Consider the following 23,353-nt stretch of genomic DNA (forward strand, 5'->3'; position numbering starts at 1 on the left):
GGTTACTTATGTATTACTCACCCGTTCGCCACTCTTCACCGAAGTGAAGCGTTCGACTTGCATGTATTAGGCACGCCGCCAGCGTTCATCCTGAGCCAGGATCAAACTCTCCATTGTCTTATTTCTTTCAGACAACTTTGGTCTGTTTAGCTCTTTTTTATTTCTTTAACTTAATTGACGTTGTGTTTTATTCTTTCCTGTTCAGTTTTCAATGTCCTCTCACTTGACTCTCTCGTCGAGTGCCCATTTATATTACCATCCCCTCTCCCTTTTGTAAAGCTTTTTTTCTATCTTTTTTTATCTTTTTTTATCTTTTTCTCTCTTTCCCTTTCTTTTTTCCCTCTGTATCGATGTTTTTTATCATACTCTTTTTTTGCCTTTTTCCCTTTTTTGAATAATATACTGTGTTTTTACAGCAAAAGAAGACCTTTTTAGTAGCCTTCTTTCAAACTGTTAACAAATAAAATGTTAATAGTCTGAAGGACCTATTTCCTCAATAGGCCCTTATTTTTGAATAAACTTTTGATCTTCTTTTGGTATTCCTGTTTCATCTAAAAAATAACGTTCAACTTTCATATGTAGATGATATTTGATTCTTAGTTCCGTTATTTGATCCATGATACTAGAAGCATGATGTAAATCAATTGCTGCTTGATTATCCCAACTATCCACTAATAAAACCGTTTCTTCATCTTCTACTGAAAAGAAATATTCATAACGTCTATTTCCTTTTTCTTTTCTAATTTCATCAACAAGACCACTTGTTAACATCTCTTTGACAAAAGCTTTCGCACTTCCATTTTCTCCAGTATAGTAAATATGAACAGTAATTGCGTTATTCTTTTTCAAGGCTTAATTTCAAACTTTCAATACGTTGATTGATTTCATCAATCTTTTGAACAACTGGAGCAGCTTTTTCATCAAAGACATTGTCCTTGTTTAAAACTTCATAATACAACTTCCCTAATTCAATGAATTGATCATCCAAATCAGCTTCTGCACTTTTAATACTTACTTTCGTTTTTGCAGTATCTGCAAGTTCAGAAGATTTTTCAATTGTTTTTTCCGTAAACTTTACCGCTTTTTTTGTTAAGTCATCAAATAATGCCATACTTTTCCCTTCTTTCTTTCCATAATTTTATCATATTGACCTTTATAATTAAACATTTATAATTAAGACTGTTTGGAGGTATTTATGAATCATCGATTAGAAAACGAAAAAGTGTCATCACTTTTATTCTCGCTCGCTTTACCATCCATTTTGGCACAGCTTGCAACACTTATTTATAATATGGTTGATCGTATTTATATTGGTAGACTTCCCGATGGTGGTTTATCCATTGCAGGAATTGGTTTATGTACATCAATTATTACAATCATTACTGCTTTTAGTAATCTTTTTGGTCGAGGTGGTGCTCCACTTGCCTCTATTAAATTAGGAGAAAAGAACCCCAAAGAAGCTGAAAGAATTTTAGGAAATGCGTTTAGTAGTTTAATTTTGACCTCTCTTATAATTATGTTTTGTCTTTTGGTTTGGGGTGATAAAATTCTTATTCTTTTTGGAGCAAGTCAAAAAACACTTCCTTATGCTTTATCTTATTTAAGAATTTATACAGTTGGAACTGTGTTTATCCAATTAACGGTCGGTCTTAATTATTTTATCAACACTCAAGGTTATGCGAAGTTTGGCATGATGACTTTACTTATTGGTGGTATTTTAAATATTATTTTAGATCCTATCTTTATCTATGTTTTACATATGAATGTTGCTGGTGCTGCCCTTGCAACCATTATTTCACAATTCGTCTCATGTATTTGGGTGTTATCTTTTTTATTTGGTAAAAAGACAATTATAAAAATAAGAAAAGAATATCTTTTATTTGATAAAAATATTATGAAAAAGATATTAGGTTTAGGTTTTACTCCTTTCTTTATGTCATCAACAGAAGGAATTTTACAAGTCGCCTTTAATAGACAACTTCTTCTTTATGGTGGAGATTTATCGGTAAGTGCTATGACAATACTTCTTTCAATGTCACAAATCCTATCTCTTCCTATGGAAGGAATTGCCCAAGGAGCACAACCTATTATTAGTTACAATTTTGGCGCAAAAAAATATGATCGTGTAAAAGAGACTATTAAAATTACGATCAAAGTAGCTTTAACCTATTCAATTATTGGTGTTTTATTAATGGAGGCCTTCCCTCAAGTATTTGTTTCCTTATTTGCTAATAATACTCAGTTAATTCAACTTTCTTATCAATTATTAAGAATCTATATCTTTGGCTTTATTATCATGGGTGCTTTCTCTACTTTTCAACAAACCTATAATGCATTAGGTTGTGGAAAAAATGCATTTTTCTTTGCATTCTTTAGAAAAATCATTTTATTAATACCTTTGATTTATCTGTTACCATTTATTTTACCAAGTTATGGAGTTTATGCTGTTGTTCTAGCAGAACCGATTTCGGATTTAATGACAACAATTCTTAATGGTGTTTATTTCAAGCATTTTGTGAAAAAAACACTTGCTTAAAAAGAGGCTACAAAAGCCTCTTTTACTCTAATTAAAAATATCTTTTTTACCTTTAAGTTCATTATTTATGATTGAAAGTATTTTTCTATTTCTTTAATTTCTTTTTCTGGTATTTCTAATAAACTAACCGCTTCTTTAAATGACATTTGTAATCTTTCCATTAGTTTTCTTACATACTCTATATTCTTTTCTTTACGTTCTATTTTTTTGCCTTGGTTGATTCTTTGACTAATTCCTTCATTTCTTGCTTTTCTTTCAAGATAGTTTGCATAATCACACATTTCTTTGACCTCCCTTTCTGTTTCCTTAAATCCATATCCTTTAATAATAGAAAAATGAAAAGCGATCCTTTAACAGGACCTCTCTATATTGGAACAGGGCAAACAGATAATTTAAGTGAAATTGTGAAAATGATGAAACTCTTTCAAGAGCGTTATCCTCATGTACAATTTCATTTATTAAGTGATGATAAAGAAAAATTATTAAAACAATTAGAAAGAAATCTTCTTGATTTTGGTCTTTTTATTCATGATTACGATAGAAATCTTTATGAAGGAATCCCTTTAAAGAGTACAAATTCTTTAGATATTCTTGCTTTTAAAGTACATCCCTTCGCTTCTAAAAAAATCATTGCAGAAAAAGATCTTAAAGATGAAAAAATAATGGTCGCTAGACAAGCCATGCAAAATCAAGAAATACCTGATTTTATTGATAACAAACAAATTGTCGCTATTTTTGATTTACCAGAAAACGTAAAAATAATGGTTAAAGAAAACATACCTTTATATCATTGGCACCTTATTAAAAAAAGAAACCTACTTCTTTATTACAAAAAAATTTTATAGAAATACTAAAAAGCGAGTACTAACCAAGTATTCGCTTTAATAATTTCGATTTTTCTATAAATTTTTGACAATGCTTTTTATAAAGGGCATGTTGTTTTACACAATCTCTAATACGATTTGATGATTTCATTAAACAAATTGCTCCAATAATAAAGAATGGAACTTGAGGAGCAATTGGAAGCAATAAACCAACGAATCCTAATAAAATAAAGAATAGTCCAATAATAAATAAAACACTTTGGTAGATGTAACGTAACTTCATAGATGCCTCCTTTTGTTAAAAAAAGCATAAAAAAGTTATATGAACAAGCCGTGAACTATTTCTAAAGAAAAACTAAATAATTCTAAAAGAAAAATTATTTTTTTAATAATCGCAATAAGTCCTTTGGTTGTTTGAAAACCAAAGTGGCTGGTATTTCTTGCGTAGCAACACTACCCCATTTTGCAAGACCAAAATCAATGTGTGCGTTTTTAGATGCTTCATAATCCGATTGTGCATCTCCAATATAAATAACTTCTTCAGGTTTTAAATTTAATTTTTCAATACATTTTAATAGTGGTTCCGGATGAGGTTTATGAAAAGTAGTATCATCTTGTAAAATAACAGCTTCCATGTATTGATCAATTCCTTTAGAAACAATATCAATTTCATATTGTTCTCTAAGTTTAGAAGAGACAATTGCTTGTTTGATTTTTTTGTTTTTAAATGTTTCCAAAACTTCTTCAAATCCTTCAAATAAAGTAGCACCATCTTCATAGTCATTTACATATTGCACCCATCTAGCATAGGTTTTTTCTTGATCTTTAACACCTAATTCTTCCATGACCTTCATACCTGGATAGGCTGCAAATTTTAAAACCTGTTCAAAAGTCCAATCTTCTCCTGTTTCTTCTTTAATAATTTTCATAAGGGGGTACATATTCATTTTTAAAGTATCTAAAAGTGTACCATCAATATCATAAATAATCGCTTTATATTTTTTCATCTCTTTCAATCCTTTCTTTCAATAAATAAACAATACCTCGATAAGCCAATCCCTCAAATAACATCGAAGAAATATCTTTATGAAAATAAAGATTTTTAAAACAATTTTTATCTATTTTATTTAATATATTTTTAATGATCTTTTCTTCATAATTCCATTTTAAATCTAATGACAGTTCTAAACGCGTTGGATCAAGCATTGTAAAAATCATACTTACCAATAACCCCAGAAGTTCATTAAATTCATCTTGACTTTGACATTCACGAATGCGTTGATTAATCGTTTTTCCTTTAAAAGATATCAAGCCTATTTCACCCATGATTCCAGTATTTCCATATAGCGGTTCATCTTTATAAAAATAAGAGCTTCCTATTCCCACTTCATTTATATATAGATAATAAGTAGTGTCTTGTTGATACGTAAAATAACATCCTTGATGAATCATCTTGACATCATTTTGGAGTTGAATTGGCAGATCTATTTCTTTTTTGATATCTTTCACCCAATGATGTTTTTTTAGAATATTTTGATGATCAGTAACGTATTCATCTTCATAAACAATTCCTTCAACCGCTATTTGACAACAATGAACTTCATTTTTATCTACTAATTGTCTTATTATTTTTTTTAATTCTTCTTCCCCTTGATAAAATAAAGTATCTTCTTTTTTTATTTCACTAAAACCTCTTACTTGATAAATGATTTTATCCACTTGAATATAAAGACATAGAATTAAATAATTTTTTTCATTTAAGGCAAAACGTGTTGGACATCTTCCGCCACTTGATAAGTCATTTCCTACTTCTTGAATCAATTGTTTTTCTTGAAGTATTCTTACCATATTACGAATACTTGGTTGTGATAATTGAAGATTTCCTACTAATTCGTTCATTGTTGAACTATTATGAAGATAGAGATATTTTAAAATAGCTAATAAATGTTTTTTCTTCGTTTCTTTTAATGCATTCATTATCCTCACCCGACTTTTATTATACTATAATAAAAGTAAAATAAAAGAAAAACCAGAATCATCTGGCTTTAGGTTTAAAATAACGTGTCATATCCACACCTTCATGTTTTAATAAAGCAATTTTTTTATCAATACCACCTGCATATCCCGTTAAACTGCCACTTGTACCAACGACACGATGACACGGAATGATAATTGAAATAGGATTATGACCTACCGCATTTCCTACGGCTTGTCCTGACATTTTTTCTTTATGAAGTTTTTGAGCTACAACTTTAGCAATCTTTCCATAAGTTGTGACTTCACCATAAGGTATTTCACAAAGAAGTTTCCACACTTCTTGTCTAAAAAGACTTCCTTGTGGTTTTAAAGAAAGCTCTTTAATATCTGGTTTTTCTCCTTTAAAATAACGCTCTAACCAACTTTTGGTTTCTTGGAGTATTTTTATTTGATCGTTAATGATGGGCTCTTCTTTTAATGTTGCCTGAAAATATTTTTGTCCTTCAAGCCACAATCCTATTAAATTTTCTTCATCACTTACTAAATATAAAATTCCTAAGGGTGATTTATATGTTGTTTTATAATACATAATCTTTTCTCCTAAATGTCTTTTAAATTATTTTGACGATGATTAAAAAGTTATTTTTGATAGTGTTTTGGTTTGACACTCCCCATGTCTAAAGACAGGGGATTCTTGCTACCTGCCAACATTGTTGGCTGACCAGTTCATTTCTGATAGGTCGCAGTGCAAGTTAGGGGTATGCCATTACCCTTCCTAGAGCAGAACCTATAGTTCTCTAGGCAGTATATCTGTTACCAATATACTCAGTTGAGTTGCATATATTTATAGCTCCTAGCAGATCCCTGTGTGTTTGATATCCACATCTGCACGTATAATTCCTGTCTTTTGCATGTTGGATTCTTCCACATATCGGACAGATCTGACTTGTATATGCTGGATCTACATACTCAACTTCTATGCCTGCCAGTTTTGCTTTGTAGTCTATAAATGTAGCTAGTCTATAGAATGACCATGTATGCAGGCTATGATTGTTTTTTCGACTTGTTCTTGTCGTAGAGCGGATGTTTTGAAGTCACTCTAATTTGATTACTGAGACATCATGAGCTTTTGCTGTATTTACGATTTCACGACTTAGCTTATGATCTATATCTTTCATGATACGTTGTTCTTTGTTGTTGATCTTAGCAACTGCCTTTGGCTTCTTAGCTTTTTGAAATCTTTTTCTAAGATTATTGTAGTGTCTTCTTATATATTTGTTTTTTCTACCATTTCCATAAAACTTGACACTTTCATCTGGGCAATAGCTTACCGCAGGACATTTGATTCCAAAATCAACACCCATGACATTGTCATTTGAAGAAGCAGCATCTTCTTTGGCATCATAGACGATTTGTGCTACGAGGTCATGTCCTTTTACAACAATACGCATCGTTCCTAATTTACTGGATGAAAAAATTGATTTCTGTTTTTTTGATATTTTTGTTTTGACTGATATACGTTTTGACTTTCCATTGATGATTACTGGAAAGTTAATACAGTCATCATTGATCCTAAAGTTTTGGTTGTTGATATAACAACACATTTTTTTCAAAACAGGAAGTTTTACTTGAGTATCTGAATTTCTTAAAACCTTATTATATTTTCTTATGATGGACTTGGCATCTCGAATACATTGATTGCATAAGGCACTTGGAAGAGCAGCATTTACATCTGCTGTTGTTATTTTTGTAATAGCTCTTCCATTGATTGCATCAAGAACAAGATGATTGACTGTAGAAATATACTCCGACATCGTTGCCTTGATTAATTCTGTCCGATATTTATTTGGATAAAGCTTGACTGTTTCTGTTAATTGCATAGATATCACCTAAACGTTTTTTTGATCTTCAATATACTGCTTGATTACAGAAAGTGGTGCACCACCTACTGTAGATACAAAATAGCTATTGGTCCATAGCGTTGGGATCCTTGATTTCAACCAAGGAAACTCCTGTCTCAACACTCTAGAAGAATAGCCCTTGATTCTTTTAACTGCTTTGTGAATTCCATATTGTGGATCTACTTCCATAAGCAAATGTACATGATCGGGCATGATTTCCATTTCAATGATTTCGACATTCAATTGATCACAGGTTTCTTTAATCAACTCCTTTAAGCGATCATCAACACCATCTACAAGAACGGGACGTCGATATTTTGGACAAAATACAACATGATATTTACAGGAATAGATCACATTATTATTTGATTTGTACTTCATGAACACATTATACTACTAAAAGATATCTAATGATATATGTTATTGATAAAAACTAAAAAAAGTTGCCTATATCTCCACAGCTAAAGCTGGGAGCTTTACGGCAACATTTGGTAATGCTCATTCTTTTATGGTAATACAGCAAATTAAATGCTTTCTAACATAAATAACCTAAAGATAAAACATATTTATAACATTTATTCACTTTCATCTGCCTTTCTTTGACAGCTATTATTATACGAATAAATATTTTTATTTATGAAAAGAGCACAAAAAACTTAAAAAATATTCTTATATAAAAACAATAAAAAAGATGCCAAAGCACCTTTCTTATTAATAATTTTCTGCATGAACTTCAAAGTACGCTTGTGGATGATCACATACTGGACAAACATCAGGTGCTTTTTCCCCAACAACGATATGTCCACAGTTACGACATTCCCAAACCTTTACTTCACTTTTAGCGAAAACTTCTTGCATTTCTACATTATGCAATAATGCTCTATAACGTTCTTCATGATGTTTTTCGATTTCTCCAACCATACGGAATTTAGCTGCAAGTTCTGGAAAACCTTCTTCTTCTGCAGTTTTTGCAAAGCCTTCATACATATCTGTCCATTCGTAGTTTTCACCTTCAGCTGCTGCTACTAGGTTTTCAGCTGTATTTCCAATACCATTTAATTCTTTAAACCACATTTTAGCATGTTCTTTTTCATTATCTGCTGTTTTTAAGAATAAAGATGAAATTTGTTCAAAACCTTCTTTTTTTGCTTTTGAAGCGAAGTAAGTATATTTATTTCTTGCTTGTGATTCTCCTGAAAAAGCTTCCATTAAGTTCTTTTCTGTTTGTGTTCCTGCATATTTATTAGCCATGTTTATTTCCTCCTTTTATTCCTTGCTAGGAATAATTCCTATTTATATTTTAATCTTTGTTCTTTCTTTTGTCAATTAAAAAAGGAGAAAGAGAATTTCTCCTCCTATCACTAACATGATTGCAATAGAAAATGAACTCATATATGGAGAGGGATTAGTGATAGACACATTTCTATGTGCCTTTTAATCATACTCTCTTTTAGAATCAGCTTTTTATTTTGGAACAAATTGGTCTTATTTGTATCTTCTTATTATACTATCTCTTGGATTATCTAAATGATATTCTTTAGCCCACTTTCTAAAATGTCGATTAATATATTGATTAAGTTGAACCATATCTCGTTTATTAAGATAGATGTCAACCAATCCAAGAGGATCTTCTAATGGATAAGCTTTAATTCTTTCCATCATTTGATAAACAACTTCATTGTTCATAATTTGAAAAGAATAAGTATCATATTGTGTAATAACATCTAAATCCACATAATAATTCATATGTACTTCCATGAATTTCATATATCCAATTGAACTGGACATTGATAGTTTAAAGCATTTGACATCACTGTATTTTATTTCTGTCTGAAAATATTGAAGAAAATCTTTATAAAAATATAAACGATCATAAATCGTTCCATAATCTAAAACATTATCTACTGCTATTTTAACTTTTTTTCTTTTAATATAATTATTAATTTTTTCATCTATATGATCTAAATCAAGTTGTCGTTGTTTTATCAAATCTTTTTTATTTTCCAAAACATCTCTAATTGATTTCTTTTTATTAATAATCTGTTTGATTTCTTCTATAGTGACATCCATCTCTCTTAATAGGAGAATAAACTTAATTTTTGAAACATCATCTTGATTATAACATCGATAATTATTATTATCTCTTAATGGTTTCACTAAACCTTCATTTTCATAATAAATCAACATTTTCTTTGTAATATCTAACATTTCTTCTACTTCATGTGTTGTCATAACTATCACCTCTACTTATATTAAACAGTATGACCTTAGGATATAGTCAAGTAATTTATTAATTTAAAATGAAAATAGTAGATGTGCTCTACTATTCTAATAATTCTAAAACTCTTTTTTGAATAATTTCTTCCAACTGGAATATAAGATATGTTTTCATTTGTGAAAAGTAAACATGTTGAACAAAGCTTTCCTTTCCATTTAGAAAGCCCATAATCCACATAATGTAAATCCATTATTTTTGCAATCTGTGAAGCATAATATTCACTATAAGGTTCTAAGCCACTATTCGCAAATCCTTCTGTTCCCGATTTATAAAGAAAAATATTATTTTTTATTCTTCTCCATGATTTTGCAAGCATCCCATTTGTTGTAAATTCAGGTGATGATTTAAATAAAGTTCTTGTATAACTTCCATATCCTGTAAAAGCAATAGAAGCAATGTTGGTATTAAAAGAATTATGATAAAGATTTTTATCTTTAAATAAGTCTTTACAATTTTCTTGTACAACCCAATAACTATCATTCAATGATAAGCCTTGACATATATCAATAATACCTTTTGTATCTTTCTCATTTAATCCTAATCGTGATAAAAAATTAGAAGCATAGGCTCTATTTCTAGGAATTGTCCTTTTTTGAAGCCATTTTTTAATCCTTCATTACTTAATTCTAAATCTAATGGTAAAAGATCGTGTAAATTTTGATTAACAGCATCAATAAAAATTTCTAATCCATTATTTGTATTTTTCTAATAAAAAAATACGAGACAATTTTGTCTCGTATTATCTTAAATTTTTAAAGCTGTTGTATATGCGCCCCAAATAGCAGTCATTAAGTTACCTGGTTGAATAGCATCTCCTAATAAATAGACATTTTCTCCTTTAATTGAATCATATAATGTTTGATTAGATTTATAACCAACAGATACAACAACTGTATCAGCTTCAATTGCTTTTGATGTATGATGTACACCAAATAATGACATCATACGTGCTCTATTATTAATATTTGGTTCGTTTGTTGTTATCACATCAATCATCAATTTACCATCTTTATATTCTTTTACTGTTGCATTTTTATAAAGATCAACATGGTAATATTCCATTAATTCAACAAGCATATTATAATTTGGAGCTGCAAGACCTTCTACATTCATAATGGTAGGTAAAGCTTCAACAACTGAAACTTTTTTATTCTTTCTAGCAAGGTCATAAGCTAATTCACAACCTGTAAGACCTCCACCTATGATGACAACATTTTGATCTTTAATATCTTGTTTATCTAAAACATCAACTGCATATCTTACATTTGGTTGATCAAATCCAGGAATATTATCTAAACGTTTTTCACTTGCTCCAGTAGCAACAAAAACAACATCATAATTTGCTTTATCTTCTACTTTAAATTCAGTATTAAATTTAACATTAACTCCTGCATCTTTGATTTGTTTTTTATACCAAGCTAATAAACGACGATCATCATCTTTAAAATCAAAAGCACTTGCTTCATTAAATACACCACCTAAACGATCAGTTTTTTCATATAAGTCAATACTATGTCCTCGAAGAGCAGCCACGCGCGCAGCTTCCATACCAGCGATACCACCTCCGACAACAGCGACTTTCTTTAAGACATCTGCTTTAGTAATATTATAATGATTTTCCATTCCACAACGTGGATTTAAAGCACATGAAATATCTTTAGAAGACATTGTTTTCATATCAACTTGGAAAATACGTGCTAAACATCCAAAGTGACAAGAAATACATGGTCTAATATCATCTTCTCTTCCTTCTTTAAACTTATTAGCTAAATCAGGATCTGCAAGTAACGGACGACCCATACCCATCATATCAATCTTACCAGCCGCAATTTCTTTTTCAGCAAGTTCAGGGTCATCAAAGCGGCCACCACAAATAACAGGAATATTAACCCATTGTTTTACCTTTTCAACATCTTCCAAGTTACATGCTTTTGGCATATATACTGGTGGATGTGGCCAATACCAAGCATCATAAGAACCATTATCACAATCAAGCATATCATAACCTGCTTCTTCTAACATCTTAGCTACTTTTTCACTTTCTTCATAATCTCTACCAAATTCTTGATATTCTTCACCTGGTAAAGCACCTCTGTTAAAATCTTTTGTTTTACTTACAACAGAATATCTTACAGAAACTGGGAAATCTTCCCCACAAGCTTTTTTAATAGCTTTTACAATTTCACATGGGAATCTTAAACGATTTTCTAAACTTCCACCATATTCATCATTACGTTTATTCCATGCTGCAATTGTAAATTGATCTAATAAATAACCTTCGTGTACAGCATGAATTTCAACTCCATCAATCCCTGCATCTTTAGCAGCTTTTGCTCCTTGAGCAAACCATTCAATATATTGATGAATATCTTCAATACTCATTTCAGGATTATTTTTAGATGGATCCCATACATTAGGCATTGAACTAGGTGCTGGATCTGTAGGATGAATAGAAGCTCTACCAGACATAGCAGTTAACATGACAAATACTTTTGAACCGTATTTATGCACACCATCTGCTAAATATTTCATATTTTCAGTGTAGCTTTTAACATCATTAACAATACTAGGAAGTCCTGCTCCTTTTGGTACAGGAACTAAACCAGTAATAATTAAACCAGTTCCTCCTTTTGCTCTTTCAATATAATAATCTGCCCCATCTTTTGTATAACTTCCATCATTATTCATCATACGTGATGAAAAGACACCCATTGGAAGTAATGCAATACGATTAGGTACTTCTACTGTACCGATTTTAATCGGTGAAAACAAATGTTGATATTTAGTCATACCAAATCCCTCCTCGAATTAGTTCACTGAATTTATTCAGTTAACTTATATATACATCGTAACCCTTAATAAATTACTTGTCAATAACTTAATAATTTTTTCACATATAAATAAAAAAAATAGAAAGACTTTCGTCTTCCTATAAACCAATATAATCTAATACAATAGAAATCTCTTCATGAACAGCTTCAACTAAATCATAACTTCCATTATGACAACACCAATCATAAATACTACCTCTACTAATTCTTAAAATCATTTTAGCTGCATGTTCCTTATTCATATGCTGAATATGATTAAGATTTTCTAATAACTTTTGATATAAATATCTTTCATCACAATATAAATATGTATTTTCAGCATTTATTTGATTTTTAAAACAAATAGTTGTCATCTTTAATCCAATATCTAAAAAGACATCTTTAATTTGAAAATCTATTAAAAATAAAATAGCTTCTCTTTCGTTATCAAAACTTTGCTTTTCGTAAGCTTCTTTTAACATTTGATCAAATTCATAATAGCCATAATCAATAATTGCTTCTTTATTCTTATAATGATAATACACAGATCCTACAGAAACATTTGCTGCCTTAGCAATATCACTTACTTTTACCTTATCATATCCAAATTCATCAAATAACTTAAAAGCAACATCATATATTCTCTTTTTCGTTTCTTCTCTTTGTATATCTCTAGTAGTCATCCTATTCCTCATTTCTAAACTGAATAGATTTTATCAAAACTTATTAAAAAATACAAATAAGTTACATATTTCCAGATTCTAATGCTTTAAAAAAATCATGTGCTTCATCATGGATATTTACTTTCTTTGTTGCCTCAAGAACATACCACGTAAATTCTAAATCTTGAATAATAATAGGAATTCTCTTACCACATCTTTGTAGAAAATAATCTTCTTCAATTAATCTTCTAGCAACATCACTAATCACTTCTAATAATTCATAATACCCTACTGGACCTTTTCCTATATATCTACAATTTTCATCATAACAATCAGGATCTTCATAACCAATATTCTCTATACCTTCTTGTTTATACCACGCAAATAAAGTTTCCATTCCTTTTTCATCAAGCATATCTTTATCATCTTGCTCTAAATATGCATAATTCCATCTTTCTTCACTATAAAGACCTTCATCATCTCCAGAATATTCACTTTTAAAGAAAGTTTCATTATTTAAAGAAATACTAAATTCACAAACATTAGAATATTCTTTATATGTATATGCTTCATTACTATATAGAAAAAAGGTAATAGAATAAGCATCTGACATATCCCAATGATCCATTTCATTTTTTATCTTATTATAAAAATATTCTCTTAAATCAATCATCACTCTAATCCTTTCTTTGTTTATTTATTTAATTATACTTGATAATCAAAGTGATTAAAATAAAAAAATCCTCCTCGTTGATTTCAACGAAGAGGACATTTTAATTAATCATTTCTTTTTCTTCTTGCTAATACAAATACACATCCTGAAATAAACATCATTACTGCAAATGCTGTAATTGCTGTATTATCTCCTGTTTTTACTTTTGATTTTTGTGTGTTTTTCTTTGTTTCTGTTTTAACTGTTTCGTCTTTTTTATTTGTTGATTCATCTTTTTTATCAGATGGATTTGTTGGTTCTTCTTTTTTGTTTTCTGTTAATGCTTCATATGCTTTATTTAATGTTGCTAATGCTTCATCAATATCTTCTTGTGAACTTACTTTACTTAATACTTCTTTAGCATCATTTAATGCAATTTCAAATACTGACCATGATGCATCAGTATAGTTTCCTTTTTCAAGTTTTTCTAATTCTGCTACTTTATTTTCTAATTCATCTCTATTAATTGTTTTAGCATCGTATGTTATTCCATAACCATTACCATATAAAATTTCATCAGAGAATGAACCTGTTTCAGTTCCATTATCAGCTGTTGAAAGAACATATTTAGGAATACTTACTGGTAATTTTCCTGATGATCCAAAGACACCGAATGCAACTTCAACACCAGCTGTAATATTTGGCCCAGAAGCTGAAGTAGATCCTGTTGCTCCACCGATTAATTGTTCTGTTGGATCTCCTTTTGATCCATAAACAGCCATAATTGCATCAGCATTTGGATACATTTGTACATCATAAGGTTTGTTAGCAGAAATAACTACTGTTGTTTTATTAGAATCTGATTTTTCAACGTAATCTACTAAGTTATAAGGTGTTCCAGTATAATTATTTTCATAATGCGCTTTTTTCACATTTAATCCACTATTATCTGAAACAACAACAAGTGTATCACACCAATCTAGTAAATCTGTCATTGCTGATGTATATGTTGAACCATCAGCATTAATAACTGTTGCATCTGAAGCAAGTGTACGGTCCATATATCTTGTAACTTTTACTTCAGCTCCATCTGGAATTAATCCAGCTTTTTTAGCACGTTCTACACCATATTTCATTAATGATCTTTGGTTATTTTCAGCTGCTACTAATAATACTTTACTTTTTTTAGTAACATTTAATGGTAATGTATTATTTTCATTTTTAACAACTGTTACTGCTTTAGCAGCGATTTCTCTTTCTTTAGCTCTGTTTTCATCACAACCTACTGTTGCTAATGCTTTTTCTAATGAATAGTTAGATTCTTTCCAATCTAAAATTCCTTTATTTTCTTTTAATGTTAAAACTCTTGTTACTGCATCATCTAATCTAGATTCTTGAATTTCACCATCATTTACTGCTTTTTCTACACCATCGATAATGGCATCTAATTTAGACATATCTTCTAAACAAGTAATATTTGTTGGCATACAAATTAAATCTACCCCTGCATTAATAGCAAGTTTAACAGCTTGTACTTCATCATAAGTTGCTGCAATACCTGCCATGTTCATTGCATCAGTAACTACAACACCATTAAATCCCATTTCTCCTTTTAATAAATCAGTTAAGATTTTATGAGATAATGTTGAAGGTAATTTTTCTTCTTTACCAGTTTTATCTGAATGAACTGTTGTATCATCTAATTGTGGGTAAAGAATATGAGCTGACATGATCATTTCAATACCTTGATCAATTGCTACTTGATATGGTTTTAATTCATTATTCAATAATTCTTCTTTTGATTTATTAACCATTGGTAATCCATAATGTGAGTCTGTTGCAGTATCTCCATGACCAGGGAAATGTTTTGCACATCCAATAACATTATATTCAGCTAATCCTTCAATTTCAGCTGATGCCATTTTTCCAACCATTTCAGCATCTTCACCATAAGATCGTAATCCAATAACCGGATTATTAGCATTATTATTTACATCAACAACTGGTGCTAATGTTGTATTAATACCTAAAGAACTTAATTCACTACCAATAATTTCTCCAGCGATTTTAGCATTATTGACGTCACCTGTTGCTCCTAATGCCATATTACCTGGTAAAGCAGTTCCTGATCCTAAACGATAAACAATTCCACCTTCTTGATCAGTTGTAATCAATAATGGAATACCATTATCTTTTGTTGCTGCTTTTTGTAAATCCATTGTTAAATTGAAGCTTTGTTCAGTTTCTTTAATATTATTAGCAAAGAAAATAACTGATCCAAAATCATAATCTTCTACAATTTTTTGTACTTCTGAATTCATTTTAGTAAAATCAGATTTTGCTTCTTCATCTGCTGTTTTCCATTGTCTAAAATCAACCATCATCATTTGTGTTATCTTTTGTCTTAATGACATATTGGATAACAAACTATCAACTCTTGAAGTTGTAGCACTTACCCCTGACATGGCCATTGATGCAACCATTGATAGGGACATAGCAGATGCTAGAACTTTCTTCATTCTTTTTCCCATATTTTTATATTTCCTTCCTCAATTTTGCACTTAATATTGTCTAGACATGTTGTACAATATGTATTGTAACAAAAACAAAATCATTTTGAAAGCCTTTTCATACATAAAATTTCATTTTTTTATTAAAAAATTTAAAATATTGTTTTGAAAAAAGAAATGAAATTAATCATTTCTTAAATTGTTGATGTTGAGCTTGAATATAATTATGATACCACTTAAAACTATCCTTCTTATAACGTTTATATGTACCATTTCCTAAATTATCACCATCTACATAAATAACTCCATATCTTTTTGCCATTTCACAGCTTCCAGCTGAAACAATATCAATAACACCCCACATAATATAACCAATAACATCAACACCATCATCAATGGCTTCTTCTATTTGTTTAAAATGTTGTTTTAAATAATCTATTCTATAAGGATCATGAATTGAAAAATCACTATTTAATTGATCTCTTGCTCCTAAGCCGTTTTCTGAAATAAAAATTGGTTTTTGAGTACGATCATACATTTTATTGAGCATAATTCTAAGACCAATTGGGTCAATTTGCCATCCCCATTCACTTGCTTTTAAATAAGGATTTTTAGTTGAAACTACTAAATTACCTGCTGTTTGTTGTCCATCTTCTTGAACAGTAGCAATTGAACTTGAATAGTAAGAAAAGCTAACAAAATCACAAGCATATTCTTTTAACAATGCTTCATCGCCCTCTTCCATTTTTAAATGAATATCATTTTCTCTAAAAAAGCGATCCATATAACTTGGATAATGACCATTAGCTAAAATATCAACTGCAAACCATTGATGTATTTCTTCATCTCTAACGGCTTTTAAATTATCTTCTGGTGAAGATGTTAAAGGATAATAACAAAAACATGCGACCATACATCCTGATTGACTTTTAGGAGATAATTCTCTTGCTATTTTAATTGTTTGTGCACTTGCAATAAATTGATGATGAAGTGATTGAAAAACAAGACTTTGATTATAGGATTTGTCTTTTTCTTTAACTAAACCTACGCCATTATAAGGACTAAAATAACCTGCATTTATTTCATTAAATGGTAAGAAATAATCAATATATTGTCCCCAATGCTCAAAAACAGTTCTCGCAAATCTTTCATAAAAAGTAACTAATTTTCTATTTGTCCAACCACCATAATTTTCTACTAAATATAGTGGTACAGCATAATGATTCATTGTTAAAAATATTTTCATACCCGCCTTATGAACTTCTTTAAAAATATGATCATAAAACGCGATTCCTTTTTTATTTGGTTCTAACTCATCACCTTGAGGATATAATCTTGCCCAACTTATTGAAAATCTATAAATATCAATCCCTAATTCCTTTAATAAAGCAATATCTTCATCTATATGATGATATCCATCACTGCCTTTTCTAAAAGGATAATTTCCAATACCCTGACATTTTTTTGCTTCATCTATAACATCTTGTGTGAGTAAGCGTGTTGCTGTTGTAGCATCAGAAGTTCTCTTTAAATAAGGTCTACAATCTTGTGTATCTAAACCTTTTCCATCTAAATCATAACCCCCTTCATATTGACTACTAGCAGTTGCTCCACCCCAAAGAATATCTTTTTTCTTTTGTATATATACCATTTTATGTCCTCCTTTTAAAAACTAAGGTGATTTCTCACCTTAGTTTCTTTGCAAGTATATAGGCACCATATTCTGGTGTATGAATAGGTGGAATAAGATTAAAACGATTTCCTAATTGATCTTGAAGATGAGGAATAATAAAGGAACCTGCATGTTGAAATACGCCGCCTATATAAGAGACGCTAATGGGAGATTTAAAATTTTTAGATAACAAGTTAATAAGTTTATATATTTCTTCTGCAGCTTGTTTATATATTTTTAAAGCATTAGGATCTTTTTCTTTTGCTGCTAAGCCATTGATATAAGCTAAAGCAGCTATTTTTGTACGATCATGATTTAAATTATTCATAAAAGTAATAATGTCATAATCATTTACTAAATGACATTCTCTTTTAATTAAATCATATAAAATCGTCTTTTCTAAACGACCATCAACTTCTTGACAAAAAACATTCAACATCTTTTTAGCAATCCAATAAGCACTTCCTTCATCACCTAATTGATAGCCCCAACCACCACAACGTTGTAACATACCTTCCTTCAAAGAAAGCGCAATACTACCCGTTCCAGCAATCACAACAATACCATCTTGACCATCAAGAGCACCTTCTATTGCTATTTGTACATCACTTTTTAAAACAAATGGTCTATTTTTAAATGCTTTTAAACAAATATCCTCTATTTCTTTTCTTATTTTTTTATCTTGTCCATATCCTGCTAAACCAATACCAATTTTTGAAACACTTTGTGGATCTAATTGTTCAACTCCAGCTTTTAATATTTCAATACATTTTTTTGGTGTTTGACTTAGAATATGAACAGTTGGTAAAACTATTTCTTGACATATATTTCCATCATCATCATAAGAAACCATTTTTGTCTTTGTTCCACCACCATCAATACCTATATACATAAATTTCACCTTTTATCCTTCAATAGCTTCTTTAGCTTTTTCTTCTTCTAATAATTCCTTATCATACATTTTAAAGAATGGATAATATAACACAACAGAGATTACAATTAAAATAATATTCAAAACTGCTGCTCTCCAATCTCCTCCACATGCAAGATAAGCACCAATTGGTCCAGGTAATGTCCATGGAGCAATTGTAACAGCACAATTAACTAAATGCATTGCTGTAGCAACCCAAGCAATTGTTGCTAGAACTAAAGGAATAACAATAAAAGGAATTAATAACATCGGATTTAAAACAATTGGTGCCCCAAAAATCATTGGTTCATTAATGTTAAAAATAGATGGTAAGATTGTTGTTCTTCCTAAAGTTTTTCCATATTTAGATTTTGCTTTAAAACAGAATAAGATAGCTAATCCAAGTGTTGCTCCTGATCCACCAATATGTACAAACCATTGTAAAAATGGTTCAACACCAATATGTGTTGCTACTTTTCCAGCAGCTACCGCAGCTGTATTTTGGTCTAATAAAATTAACCAAATTGGTCTTGCAAGAGAACTAACAATAGAATCTCCATGAATACCGAATGACCAGAAAAACATAATTAAGAAAATAATAATTAATGTTGATGGTAAAGTATCTGTTGCATTTACTAATGGTTTAATAAGTGTTCCGACAATACTATGAACATCAATACCTAACCACATTGTAATGGTAGACATTCCTAAAATAATAATAATTGTTGGTGTTAAAGATTCAAAAGATCTTGCTACTGCTGATGGAACAGCAGCAGGCATCGTAATTTTTATACCTTTTACTTGTGTAAATCTATAAATTTCAACTCCAATAAATGCAGATAAAATTCCAATAAACATACCTGCTGATCCTAAGTTTTCTGCAGGAATAACATATCCTGAAGGAAGTTGTTGTAAAAATGCATTTAATTCTGCATTTTTACTTGCTAATGCAGTAATTGAATCAGTCACATCTGGAATAGAGACAGGAACAATCGTTAATAAGAATGTTAACTCTGCCATAATTGCTCCACTTAATCCATCTAAATCATAAGATTTTGCAAGTGAATAACCAATTCCAAAAACTGCATATAATGTCATAATATACATTGACATTCTATATGGTAATAAAATAGCTACTGCATTAGCTTTGATAAACTTCGCCAAAGCCCATGATTCAGGCATTTGATTATATGAAAATGCAACAACCATTAATAATGAACTTACAATAATAATTGGTAAAGTAGCAATGATCCCATCACGAATAGCACGTAAATGTCTTTGATTGGAAAGTTTTTCCAAAGGACCAGCAAATTTACCTTCAATAATGTTCGAGAACTTTTCAAACATATTTTCTCCTCCTATCTAATCATTAATATCATCACAAAAGCCATGATTGTAAATATACCTGCAACAATCCAAAAGCTTTTACACATTCCTTTTTTTCTTTCAATATAAAATTGTGAATAAGCAACAGATAAACCGCATACAATTGAACTAATAATTGCATTAGGAAGGCGAAAATCAATATGTAAATAATGAAAACCATTTACACAAACAATTAAAGATAACATTGTAGCACCTAAAATCAACAATGCACTTTTAAATCCAAACATTGGAATATCATAGTCTGTTACCCCAAACATATTTTTATATGTTTTATTTTTTTCATTTTTTACAACATATCTTTTCATTGCTTATTCCTCCTATAAAAAACTTCTAACTGTTAGGCTAATATTACCTTTATTCTTTTCAAGAGCTTCTTGACATTCTATTTCATCTTTACCCGTAAGACCCATTAAAATAGCAATCTTAACATTAAACTTGCTTTTATTTAATAGTCTTGTTGCTTCTGCTTCATCACAATCAACAGATTGGCAAACAATAGAAACAGCTCTCATTTTTAATTTTTCATTTGTTGGTTGAACATCAACCATTAAGTTTCCAAATACTTTTCCTCTTTTAATCATCACTGAAGTTGAAATCATATTTAAAACCATCTTTTGTGCTGTCCCAGCTTTCATTCTTGTTGAGCCAGTGACAACTTCTGGCCCTACAACAACTTCAATAGGATAATTAGCGTACTTTGAAATCTCTCCATTTTGAACACAACACAATGAAATTGTAGAACAGCCAATTTTGCGCGCATATTGCAATCCTGCAATTACATAAGGTGTTCTTCCTGAAGCAGCAATTCCACAAACAACATCTTTGTCATTTAAATTTATTTTTTCTAAATCAATTTGCGCTAATTGCTTCGAATCCTCTGCACCTTCAACTGCTTGAGTAACAGCTTTAATCCCTCCAGCAATAATTCCTTGGATAAGAGTAGGTTCAACTCCATAAGTTGGTGGACATTCAGAGGCATCTAGTATTCCTAGCCTTCCAGAAGTTCCAGCACCTACATAAATTAATCTTCCACCTAAACACATTTTTTCATAGATACAATCAACCGCTTGAGCGATTTGTAATATGACGTCTTGTACTGCAAATGCTACTTTTTGATCTTCATTATTAATTGTTTTTAAAATATCAATAGTTGACATTTCATCAATATGTAATGAATTTTGGTTTACTTTTTCTGTATCTAACTGATTTAATTTCATTAATATGGCCCCTCCTTCCAATATCATTATATTATTATTGAAATATTATTTCAATAATAATTGATATATTTTAAAATATTATTCCTAAAATAAAAGATTCATCTTGAAATGAATCTACTTTTTAAGAATTGAAACATTATTTCTTGAATCAATCAAATTATCTTTATTTTTATCAAAGTTCTTTTTAAACACACCATAATACAATAAATCAGTAATTACAAAAGAAGAAATTCTTGATGAAACTGCTCCTATACGTAACTCCTTTTCCTCGCTTGGTACTCTAAGTGCAACCGTACTATTTTTTGATATAAGATTTTGATTAATTTGTGTAATTGAAATATACGGAATATTTTTTTCAACTAAGATTTTAGAAATATCTACCAATCCTGCCGTTGTTCCTGAATAACTGATGATCAATGCCGTATCACCCTTTGTCATACTTTGCGTAAATGTCATTTGAATATGTAAATCATTATTATAAATAACCTTTTTCCCAATTCTGATTAATTTTTGTTCAATATCATTAGCAATAACTGAAGAGCCACCTACTCCAAACAGATAAATAGTTGATGCATTGCATAAAAGATTTATAGCATTTTCTAAATCACTAACATTAATCAATTGATATGTTTTCAATACCGTATTCATATTTAAACGACATCCTTTATCTACTAAAGATGTCATATCATCATTTTCATTAAAAATAATATCTACATCTAAATCATGTTGCTCATTTGAATGAGATTGTGCTAAATTCATTTTTAAATCACTAAAACCTTTAAAACCTATTTTTTTAGAAAACCTAATAATAGCTGCGGCAGAAGTATTTGTCTTCTCTCCCAATGTTTGTGCAGAATAATTTAAAATCTCATTACCATGTTCAAGAATATATTTCGCTATTAATTTTTCTGTCGATGTATAACTTTCTTCAAATTCTCTAATTCTTACAAAACCATTCACACTATCATCTCCTTATTTTCATTATATCAATCACCATCAATAAATTCTATCCTAAAAAGAAGCTAGTTTCCTAGCTTCACAAACTATCACGAAAGGTAAACATATGGACAATCATCACCAGTGATAGTACACATTTTATATGCATAATTATTCTATCATTTATAATTAAATAATTTTTATTTAAGAACATTTTGGTCTTTATTCTTTTTTTAGAATACTCTCTCTTGGATTATCTAAATGATATTCTTTTGCCCATTTTCTAAAATGTCTATTAATATATTGATTAAGTTGTACCATGTCTCGTTTATTAAGATAAATATCAACCAATCCAAGAGGATCTTCTATTGAATAATCTTTAATTCTTTCCATCATTTGATAAACAACTTCATTATTCATAATTTGAAAAGAATATGTATCATGTTGTGTAACAACATCTAAATCTACATAATAATTCATATGAGCAACTAACACTCTCATTAGACCTATTGAACTAGACATAGATAATTTAAAATATTTTACATCACTATAGTTTATTTTTGTTTGTCCATATTGAAGATAATCTTTATAAAAATATAAGCGATCAGAAATCGTTCCATAATCTAAAACGTGATCAACTGCTATTTTAACTTTTCTTCTTTTAATATAATTATTAATTCTTTCATCTATATTTTCTAAATCAAGATGTTGTTTTTTAATCATATCTTTTTTATTTTCTAAAACATCTCTAATCGACTTCTTATCATTTATAATTTGTTTGATTTCTTCAATCGTGACATCCATTTCTCTTAATAATAAAATAAATTTAATTCTTGAAACATCCTCTTGATTATAATTTCGATAATTATTGCTATCTCTTGCTGGTTTTACCAAACCTTCATTTTCATAATAAATCAGTGTTTTCTTTGTTATTGATAACATTTCTTCTACTTCATGTGTTGTCATATCCATCACCTCTACCCTTATTAAACAGTATAACCTTAGGATATGGTCAAGTACTTTTTATAATAAAGACAAATATAAGATATACATATTTGAATAACTACCATCTTTTAACATAA

Annotated in this window: 26 protein-coding genes and 1 rRNA gene; 2 read left to right on the top strand and 25 right to left on the bottom strand. The window is 29.8% G+C overall.

The window, feature by feature from the left end; translation table 11 throughout:
- The 3 genes from C7U54_RS08020 to C7U54_RS08030 all read right to left on the bottom strand — a co-directional run.
- Positions 1-117 (bottom strand): 16S ribosomal RNA (locus tag C7U54_RS08020); the annotation flags it as partial.
- Positions 118-504: 387 nt separating this feature from the next.
- Positions 505-849, bottom strand: coding sequence for a putative quinol monooxygenase (locus C7U54_RS08025; RefSeq protein ID WP_022000932.1), 345 nt, complete (start codon positions 847-849; stop codon positions 505-507).
- Positions 836-1,111, bottom strand: coding sequence for a hypothetical protein (locus C7U54_RS08030; RefSeq protein ID WP_022000933.1), 276 nt, complete (start codon positions 1,109-1,111; stop codon positions 836-838). The genes C7U54_RS08025 and C7U54_RS08030 overlap by 14 nt, the downstream gene beginning before the upstream one ends.
- Before the next feature lie 84 nt (positions 1,112-1,195).
- On the opposite strand from C7U54_RS08030, the gene C7U54_RS08035 reads away from it, so the two are divergent.
- Positions 1,196-2,536 carry an MATE family efflux transporter gene (locus C7U54_RS08035; RefSeq protein ID WP_107029935.1) on the top strand — a complete coding sequence of 447 codons (1,341 nt, stop codon included), beginning with the start codon at positions 1,196-1,198 and terminating at the stop codon, positions 2,534-2,536.
- Positions 2,537-2,601: 65 nt separating this feature from the next.
- Here the strand turns inward: C7U54_RS08035 and C7U54_RS08040 are convergent, their stop codons facing one another.
- Complete coding sequence (locus tag C7U54_RS08040) at positions 2,602-2,817, bottom strand: hypothetical protein (RefSeq protein ID WP_022000935.1); 216 nt, start codon at positions 2,815-2,817, stop codon at positions 2,602-2,604.
- 54 nt (positions 2,818-2,871) lie between these two features.
- Here C7U54_RS08040 and C7U54_RS08045 point away from each other — a divergent pair, with 54 nt between their 5' ends.
- Positions 2,872-3,381, top strand: coding sequence for a LysR family transcriptional regulator substrate-binding protein (locus C7U54_RS08045; protein WP_107029936.1), 510 nt, complete (start codon positions 2,872-2,874; stop codon positions 3,379-3,381).
- Between the two features lie 19 nt (positions 3,382-3,400).
- Here C7U54_RS08045 and C7U54_RS08050 read toward each other — a convergent pair whose 3' ends face one another.
- The 21 genes from C7U54_RS08050 to C7U54_RS08145 all read right to left on the bottom strand — a co-directional run bounded on the left by C7U54_RS08050 (position 3,401) and on the right by C7U54_RS08145 (position 23,237).
- Positions 3,401-3,643 (bottom strand): DUF454 family protein, encoded by a 243-nt coding sequence (locus C7U54_RS08050; RefSeq protein ID WP_022001388.1) that lies wholly within the window; start codon positions 3,641-3,643, stop codon positions 3,401-3,403.
- Between the two features lie 94 nt (positions 3,644-3,737).
- Complete coding sequence (locus tag C7U54_RS08055; protein WP_022001389.1) at positions 3,738-4,367, bottom strand: HAD family hydrolase; 630 nt, start codon at positions 4,365-4,367, stop codon at positions 3,738-3,740.
- Complete coding sequence (locus C7U54_RS08060) at positions 4,354-5,337, bottom strand: ROK family protein (protein WP_022001390.1); 984 nt, start codon at positions 5,335-5,337, stop codon at positions 4,354-4,356. The genes C7U54_RS08055 and C7U54_RS08060 overlap by 14 nt, the downstream gene beginning before the upstream one ends.
- Positions 5,338-5,395: 58 nt before the next feature.
- Entirely contained in the window at positions 5,396-5,926 is a 531-nt protein-coding gene (locus tag C7U54_RS08065; RefSeq protein ID WP_022001391.1) for a methylated-DNA--[protein]-cysteine S-methyltransferase, read from the bottom strand.
- Between the two features lie 208 nt (positions 5,927-6,134).
- Positions 6,135-6,422, bottom strand: coding sequence for an RNA-guided endonuclease TnpB family protein (locus tag C7U54_RS15545; RefSeq protein WP_206603609.1), 288 nt, complete (start codon positions 6,420-6,422; stop codon positions 6,135-6,137).
- A 9-nt stretch (positions 6,423-6,431) separates the two neighbouring features.
- Positions 6,432-7,217 (bottom strand): hypothetical protein, encoded by a 786-nt coding sequence (locus tag C7U54_RS08070; RefSeq protein ID WP_206603607.1) that lies wholly within the window; start codon positions 7,215-7,217, stop codon positions 6,432-6,434.
- A gap of 9 nt (positions 7,218-7,226) precedes the next feature.
- A complete protein-coding gene (tnpA, locus tag C7U54_RS08075) occupies positions 7,227-7,619 on the bottom strand; it encodes an IS200/IS605 family transposase (RefSeq protein WP_022000947.1) in 393 nt (130 codons plus the stop codon).
- Positions 7,620-7,949: 330 nt separating this feature from the next.
- A complete protein-coding gene (gene rbr, locus C7U54_RS08080) occupies positions 7,950-8,489 on the bottom strand; it encodes a rubrerythrin (protein ID WP_022000948.1) in 540 nt (179 codons plus the stop codon).
- A gap of 234 nt (positions 8,490-8,723) precedes the next feature.
- Positions 8,724-9,470: a MerR family transcriptional regulator gene (locus C7U54_RS08085; RefSeq protein WP_107029938.1), complete on the bottom strand. Its 747-nt coding sequence runs from the start codon at positions 9,468-9,470 to the stop codon at positions 8,724-8,726.
- A 35-nt stretch (positions 9,471-9,505) separates the two neighbouring features.
- Positions 9,506-10,000, bottom strand: coding sequence for a hypothetical protein (locus C7U54_RS08090; protein WP_107029939.1), 495 nt, complete (start codon positions 9,998-10,000; stop codon positions 9,506-9,508).
- 260 nt (positions 10,001-10,260) lie between these two features.
- On the bottom strand, positions 10,261-12,306 hold the full coding sequence (locus C7U54_RS08095; RefSeq protein ID WP_107029940.1) for an oxidoreductase: 2,046 nt from the start codon (positions 12,304-12,306) through the stop codon (positions 10,261-10,263).
- Between the two features lie 139 nt (positions 12,307-12,445).
- On the bottom strand, positions 12,446-13,009 hold the full coding sequence (locus C7U54_RS08100) for a TetR/AcrR family transcriptional regulator (protein ID WP_158561762.1): 564 nt from the start codon (positions 13,007-13,009) through the stop codon (positions 12,446-12,448).
- Positions 13,010-13,070: 61 nt separating this feature from the next.
- Positions 13,071-13,661 (bottom strand): hypothetical protein, encoded by a 591-nt coding sequence (locus tag C7U54_RS08105; protein WP_107029942.1) that lies wholly within the window; start codon positions 13,659-13,661, stop codon positions 13,071-13,073.
- 104 nt (positions 13,662-13,765) lie between these two features.
- The gene (locus tag C7U54_RS08110) at positions 13,766-16,171 is read right to left on the bottom strand and encodes a glycoside hydrolase family 3 N-terminal domain-containing protein (protein WP_107029943.1); all 2,406 of its coding nucleotides are present in this window, start codon (positions 16,169-16,171) and stop codon (positions 13,766-13,768) included.
- Positions 16,172-16,337: 166 nt separating this feature from the next.
- On the bottom strand, positions 16,338-17,801 hold the full coding sequence (locus C7U54_RS08115; protein ID WP_162297501.1) for a glycoside hydrolase family 1 protein: 1,464 nt from the start codon (positions 17,799-17,801) through the stop codon (positions 16,338-16,340).
- A 34-nt stretch (positions 17,802-17,835) separates the two neighbouring features.
- Positions 17,836-18,714 (bottom strand): N-acetylglucosamine kinase, encoded by an 879-nt coding sequence (locus C7U54_RS08120; protein WP_107029944.1) that lies wholly within the window; start codon positions 18,712-18,714, stop codon positions 17,836-17,838.
- Between the two features lie 12 nt (positions 18,715-18,726).
- Positions 18,727-20,079: a PTS sugar transporter subunit IIC gene (locus tag C7U54_RS08125; RefSeq protein WP_107029945.1), complete on the bottom strand. Its 1,353-nt coding sequence runs from the start codon at positions 20,077-20,079 to the stop codon at positions 18,727-18,729.
- 11 nt (positions 20,080-20,090) lie between these two features.
- Positions 20,091-20,423, bottom strand: coding sequence for a hypothetical protein (locus C7U54_RS08130; RefSeq protein ID WP_032089731.1), 333 nt, complete (start codon positions 20,421-20,423; stop codon positions 20,091-20,093).
- A gap of 12 nt (positions 20,424-20,435) precedes the next feature.
- The gene (gene murQ, locus C7U54_RS08135) at positions 20,436-21,335 is read right to left on the bottom strand and encodes an N-acetylmuramic acid 6-phosphate etherase (RefSeq protein ID WP_106988931.1); all 900 of its coding nucleotides are present in this window, start codon (positions 21,333-21,335) and stop codon (positions 20,436-20,438) included.
- Positions 21,336-21,449: 114 nt separating this feature from the next.
- A complete protein-coding gene (locus C7U54_RS08140) occupies positions 21,450-22,295 on the bottom strand; it encodes a MurR/RpiR family transcriptional regulator (protein WP_107029946.1) in 846 nt (281 codons plus the stop codon).
- A gap of 198 nt (positions 22,296-22,493) precedes the next feature.
- A complete protein-coding gene (locus C7U54_RS08145) occupies positions 22,494-23,237 on the bottom strand; it encodes a MerR family transcriptional regulator (protein WP_162297502.1) in 744 nt (247 codons plus the stop codon).
- Positions 23,238-23,353: the final 116 nt, after the last annotated feature.

The sequence above is a fragment of the Faecalibacillus intestinalis genome, from assembly GCF_003024685.1.
GTDB classification, from domain to species: Bacteria; Bacillota_I; Bacilli_A; order Erysipelotrichales; family Coprobacillaceae; genus Faecalibacillus; species Faecalibacillus intestinalis.

Excerpts from the sequence above, each read along its gene's own strand:
- C7U54_RS08070 (WP_206603607.1), bottom strand. The coding sequence starts at position 7,217 with ATGCAATTAACAGAAACAGTCAAGCTTTATCCAAATAAATATCGGACA.
- C7U54_RS08100 (WP_158561762.1), bottom strand. The coding sequence starts at position 13,009 with ATGACTACTAGAGATATACAAAGAGAAGAAACGAAAAAGAGAATATAT.
- C7U54_RS08030 (WP_022000933.1), bottom strand. The coding sequence starts at position 1,111 with ATGGCATTATTTGATGACTTAACAAAAAAAGCGGTAAAGTTTACGGAA.
- tnpA (WP_022000947.1), bottom strand. The coding sequence starts at position 7,619 with ATGAAGTACAAATCAAATAATAATGTGATCTATTCCTGTAAATATCAT.
- C7U54_RS08045 (WP_107029936.1), top strand. The coding sequence starts at position 2,872 with ATGAAAAGCGATCCTTTAACAGGACCTCTCTATATTGGAACAGGGCAA.
- C7U54_RS08050 (WP_022001388.1), bottom strand. The coding sequence starts at position 3,643 with ATGAAGTTACGTTACATCTACCAAAGTGTTTTATTTATTATTGGACTA.
- C7U54_RS08055 (WP_022001389.1), bottom strand. The coding sequence starts at position 4,367 with ATGAAAAAATATAAAGCGATTATTTATGATATTGATGGTACACTTTTA.
- murQ (WP_106988931.1), bottom strand. The coding sequence starts at position 21,335 with ATGAAATTAAATCAGTTAGATACAGAAAAAGTAAACCAAAATTCATTA.
- C7U54_RS08095 (WP_107029940.1), bottom strand. The coding sequence starts at position 12,306 with ATGACTAAATATCAACATTTGTTTTCACCGATTAAAATCGGTACAGTA.
- rbr (WP_022000948.1), bottom strand. The coding sequence starts at position 8,489 with ATGGCTAATAAATATGCAGGAACACAAACAGAAAAGAACTTAATGGAA.
- C7U54_RS08125 (WP_107029945.1), bottom strand. The coding sequence starts at position 20,079 with ATGTTTGAAAAGTTCTCGAACATTATTGAAGGTAAATTTGCTGGTCCT.
- C7U54_RS08120 (WP_107029944.1), bottom strand. The coding sequence starts at position 18,714 with ATGTATATAGGTATTGATGGTGGTGGAACAAAGACAAAAATGGTTTCT.
- C7U54_RS08115 (WP_162297501.1), bottom strand. The coding sequence starts at position 17,801 with ATGGTATATATACAAAAGAAAAAAGATATTCTTTGGGGTGGAGCAACT.
- C7U54_RS08060 (WP_022001390.1), bottom strand. The coding sequence starts at position 5,337 with ATGAATGCATTAAAAGAAACGAAGAAAAAACATTTATTAGCTATTTTA.
- C7U54_RS08145 (WP_162297502.1), bottom strand. The coding sequence starts at position 23,237 with ATGACAACACATGAAGTAGAAGAAATGTTATCAATAACAAAGAAAACA.
- C7U54_RS08105 (WP_107029942.1), bottom strand. The coding sequence starts at position 13,661 with ATGATTGATTTAAGAGAATATTTTTATAATAAGATAAAAAATGAAATG.
- C7U54_RS08035 (WP_107029935.1), top strand. The coding sequence starts at position 1,196 with ATGAATCATCGATTAGAAAACGAAAAAGTGTCATCACTTTTATTCTCG.
- C7U54_RS08065 (WP_022001391.1), bottom strand. The coding sequence starts at position 5,926 with ATGTATTATAAAACAACATATAAATCACCCTTAGGAATTTTATATTTA.
- C7U54_RS08110 (WP_107029943.1), bottom strand. The coding sequence starts at position 16,171 with ATGGGAAAAAGAATGAAGAAAGTTCTAGCATCTGCTATGTCCCTATCA.
- C7U54_RS08040 (WP_022000935.1), bottom strand. The coding sequence starts at position 2,817 with ATGTGTGATTATGCAAACTATCTTGAAAGAAAAGCAAGAAATGAAGGA.
- C7U54_RS08130 (WP_032089731.1), bottom strand. The coding sequence starts at position 20,423 with ATGAAAAGATATGTTGTAAAAAATGAAAAAAATAAAACATATAAAAAT.
- C7U54_RS08085 (WP_107029938.1), bottom strand. The coding sequence starts at position 9,470 with ATGACAACACATGAAGTAGAAGAAATGTTAGATATTACAAAGAAAATG.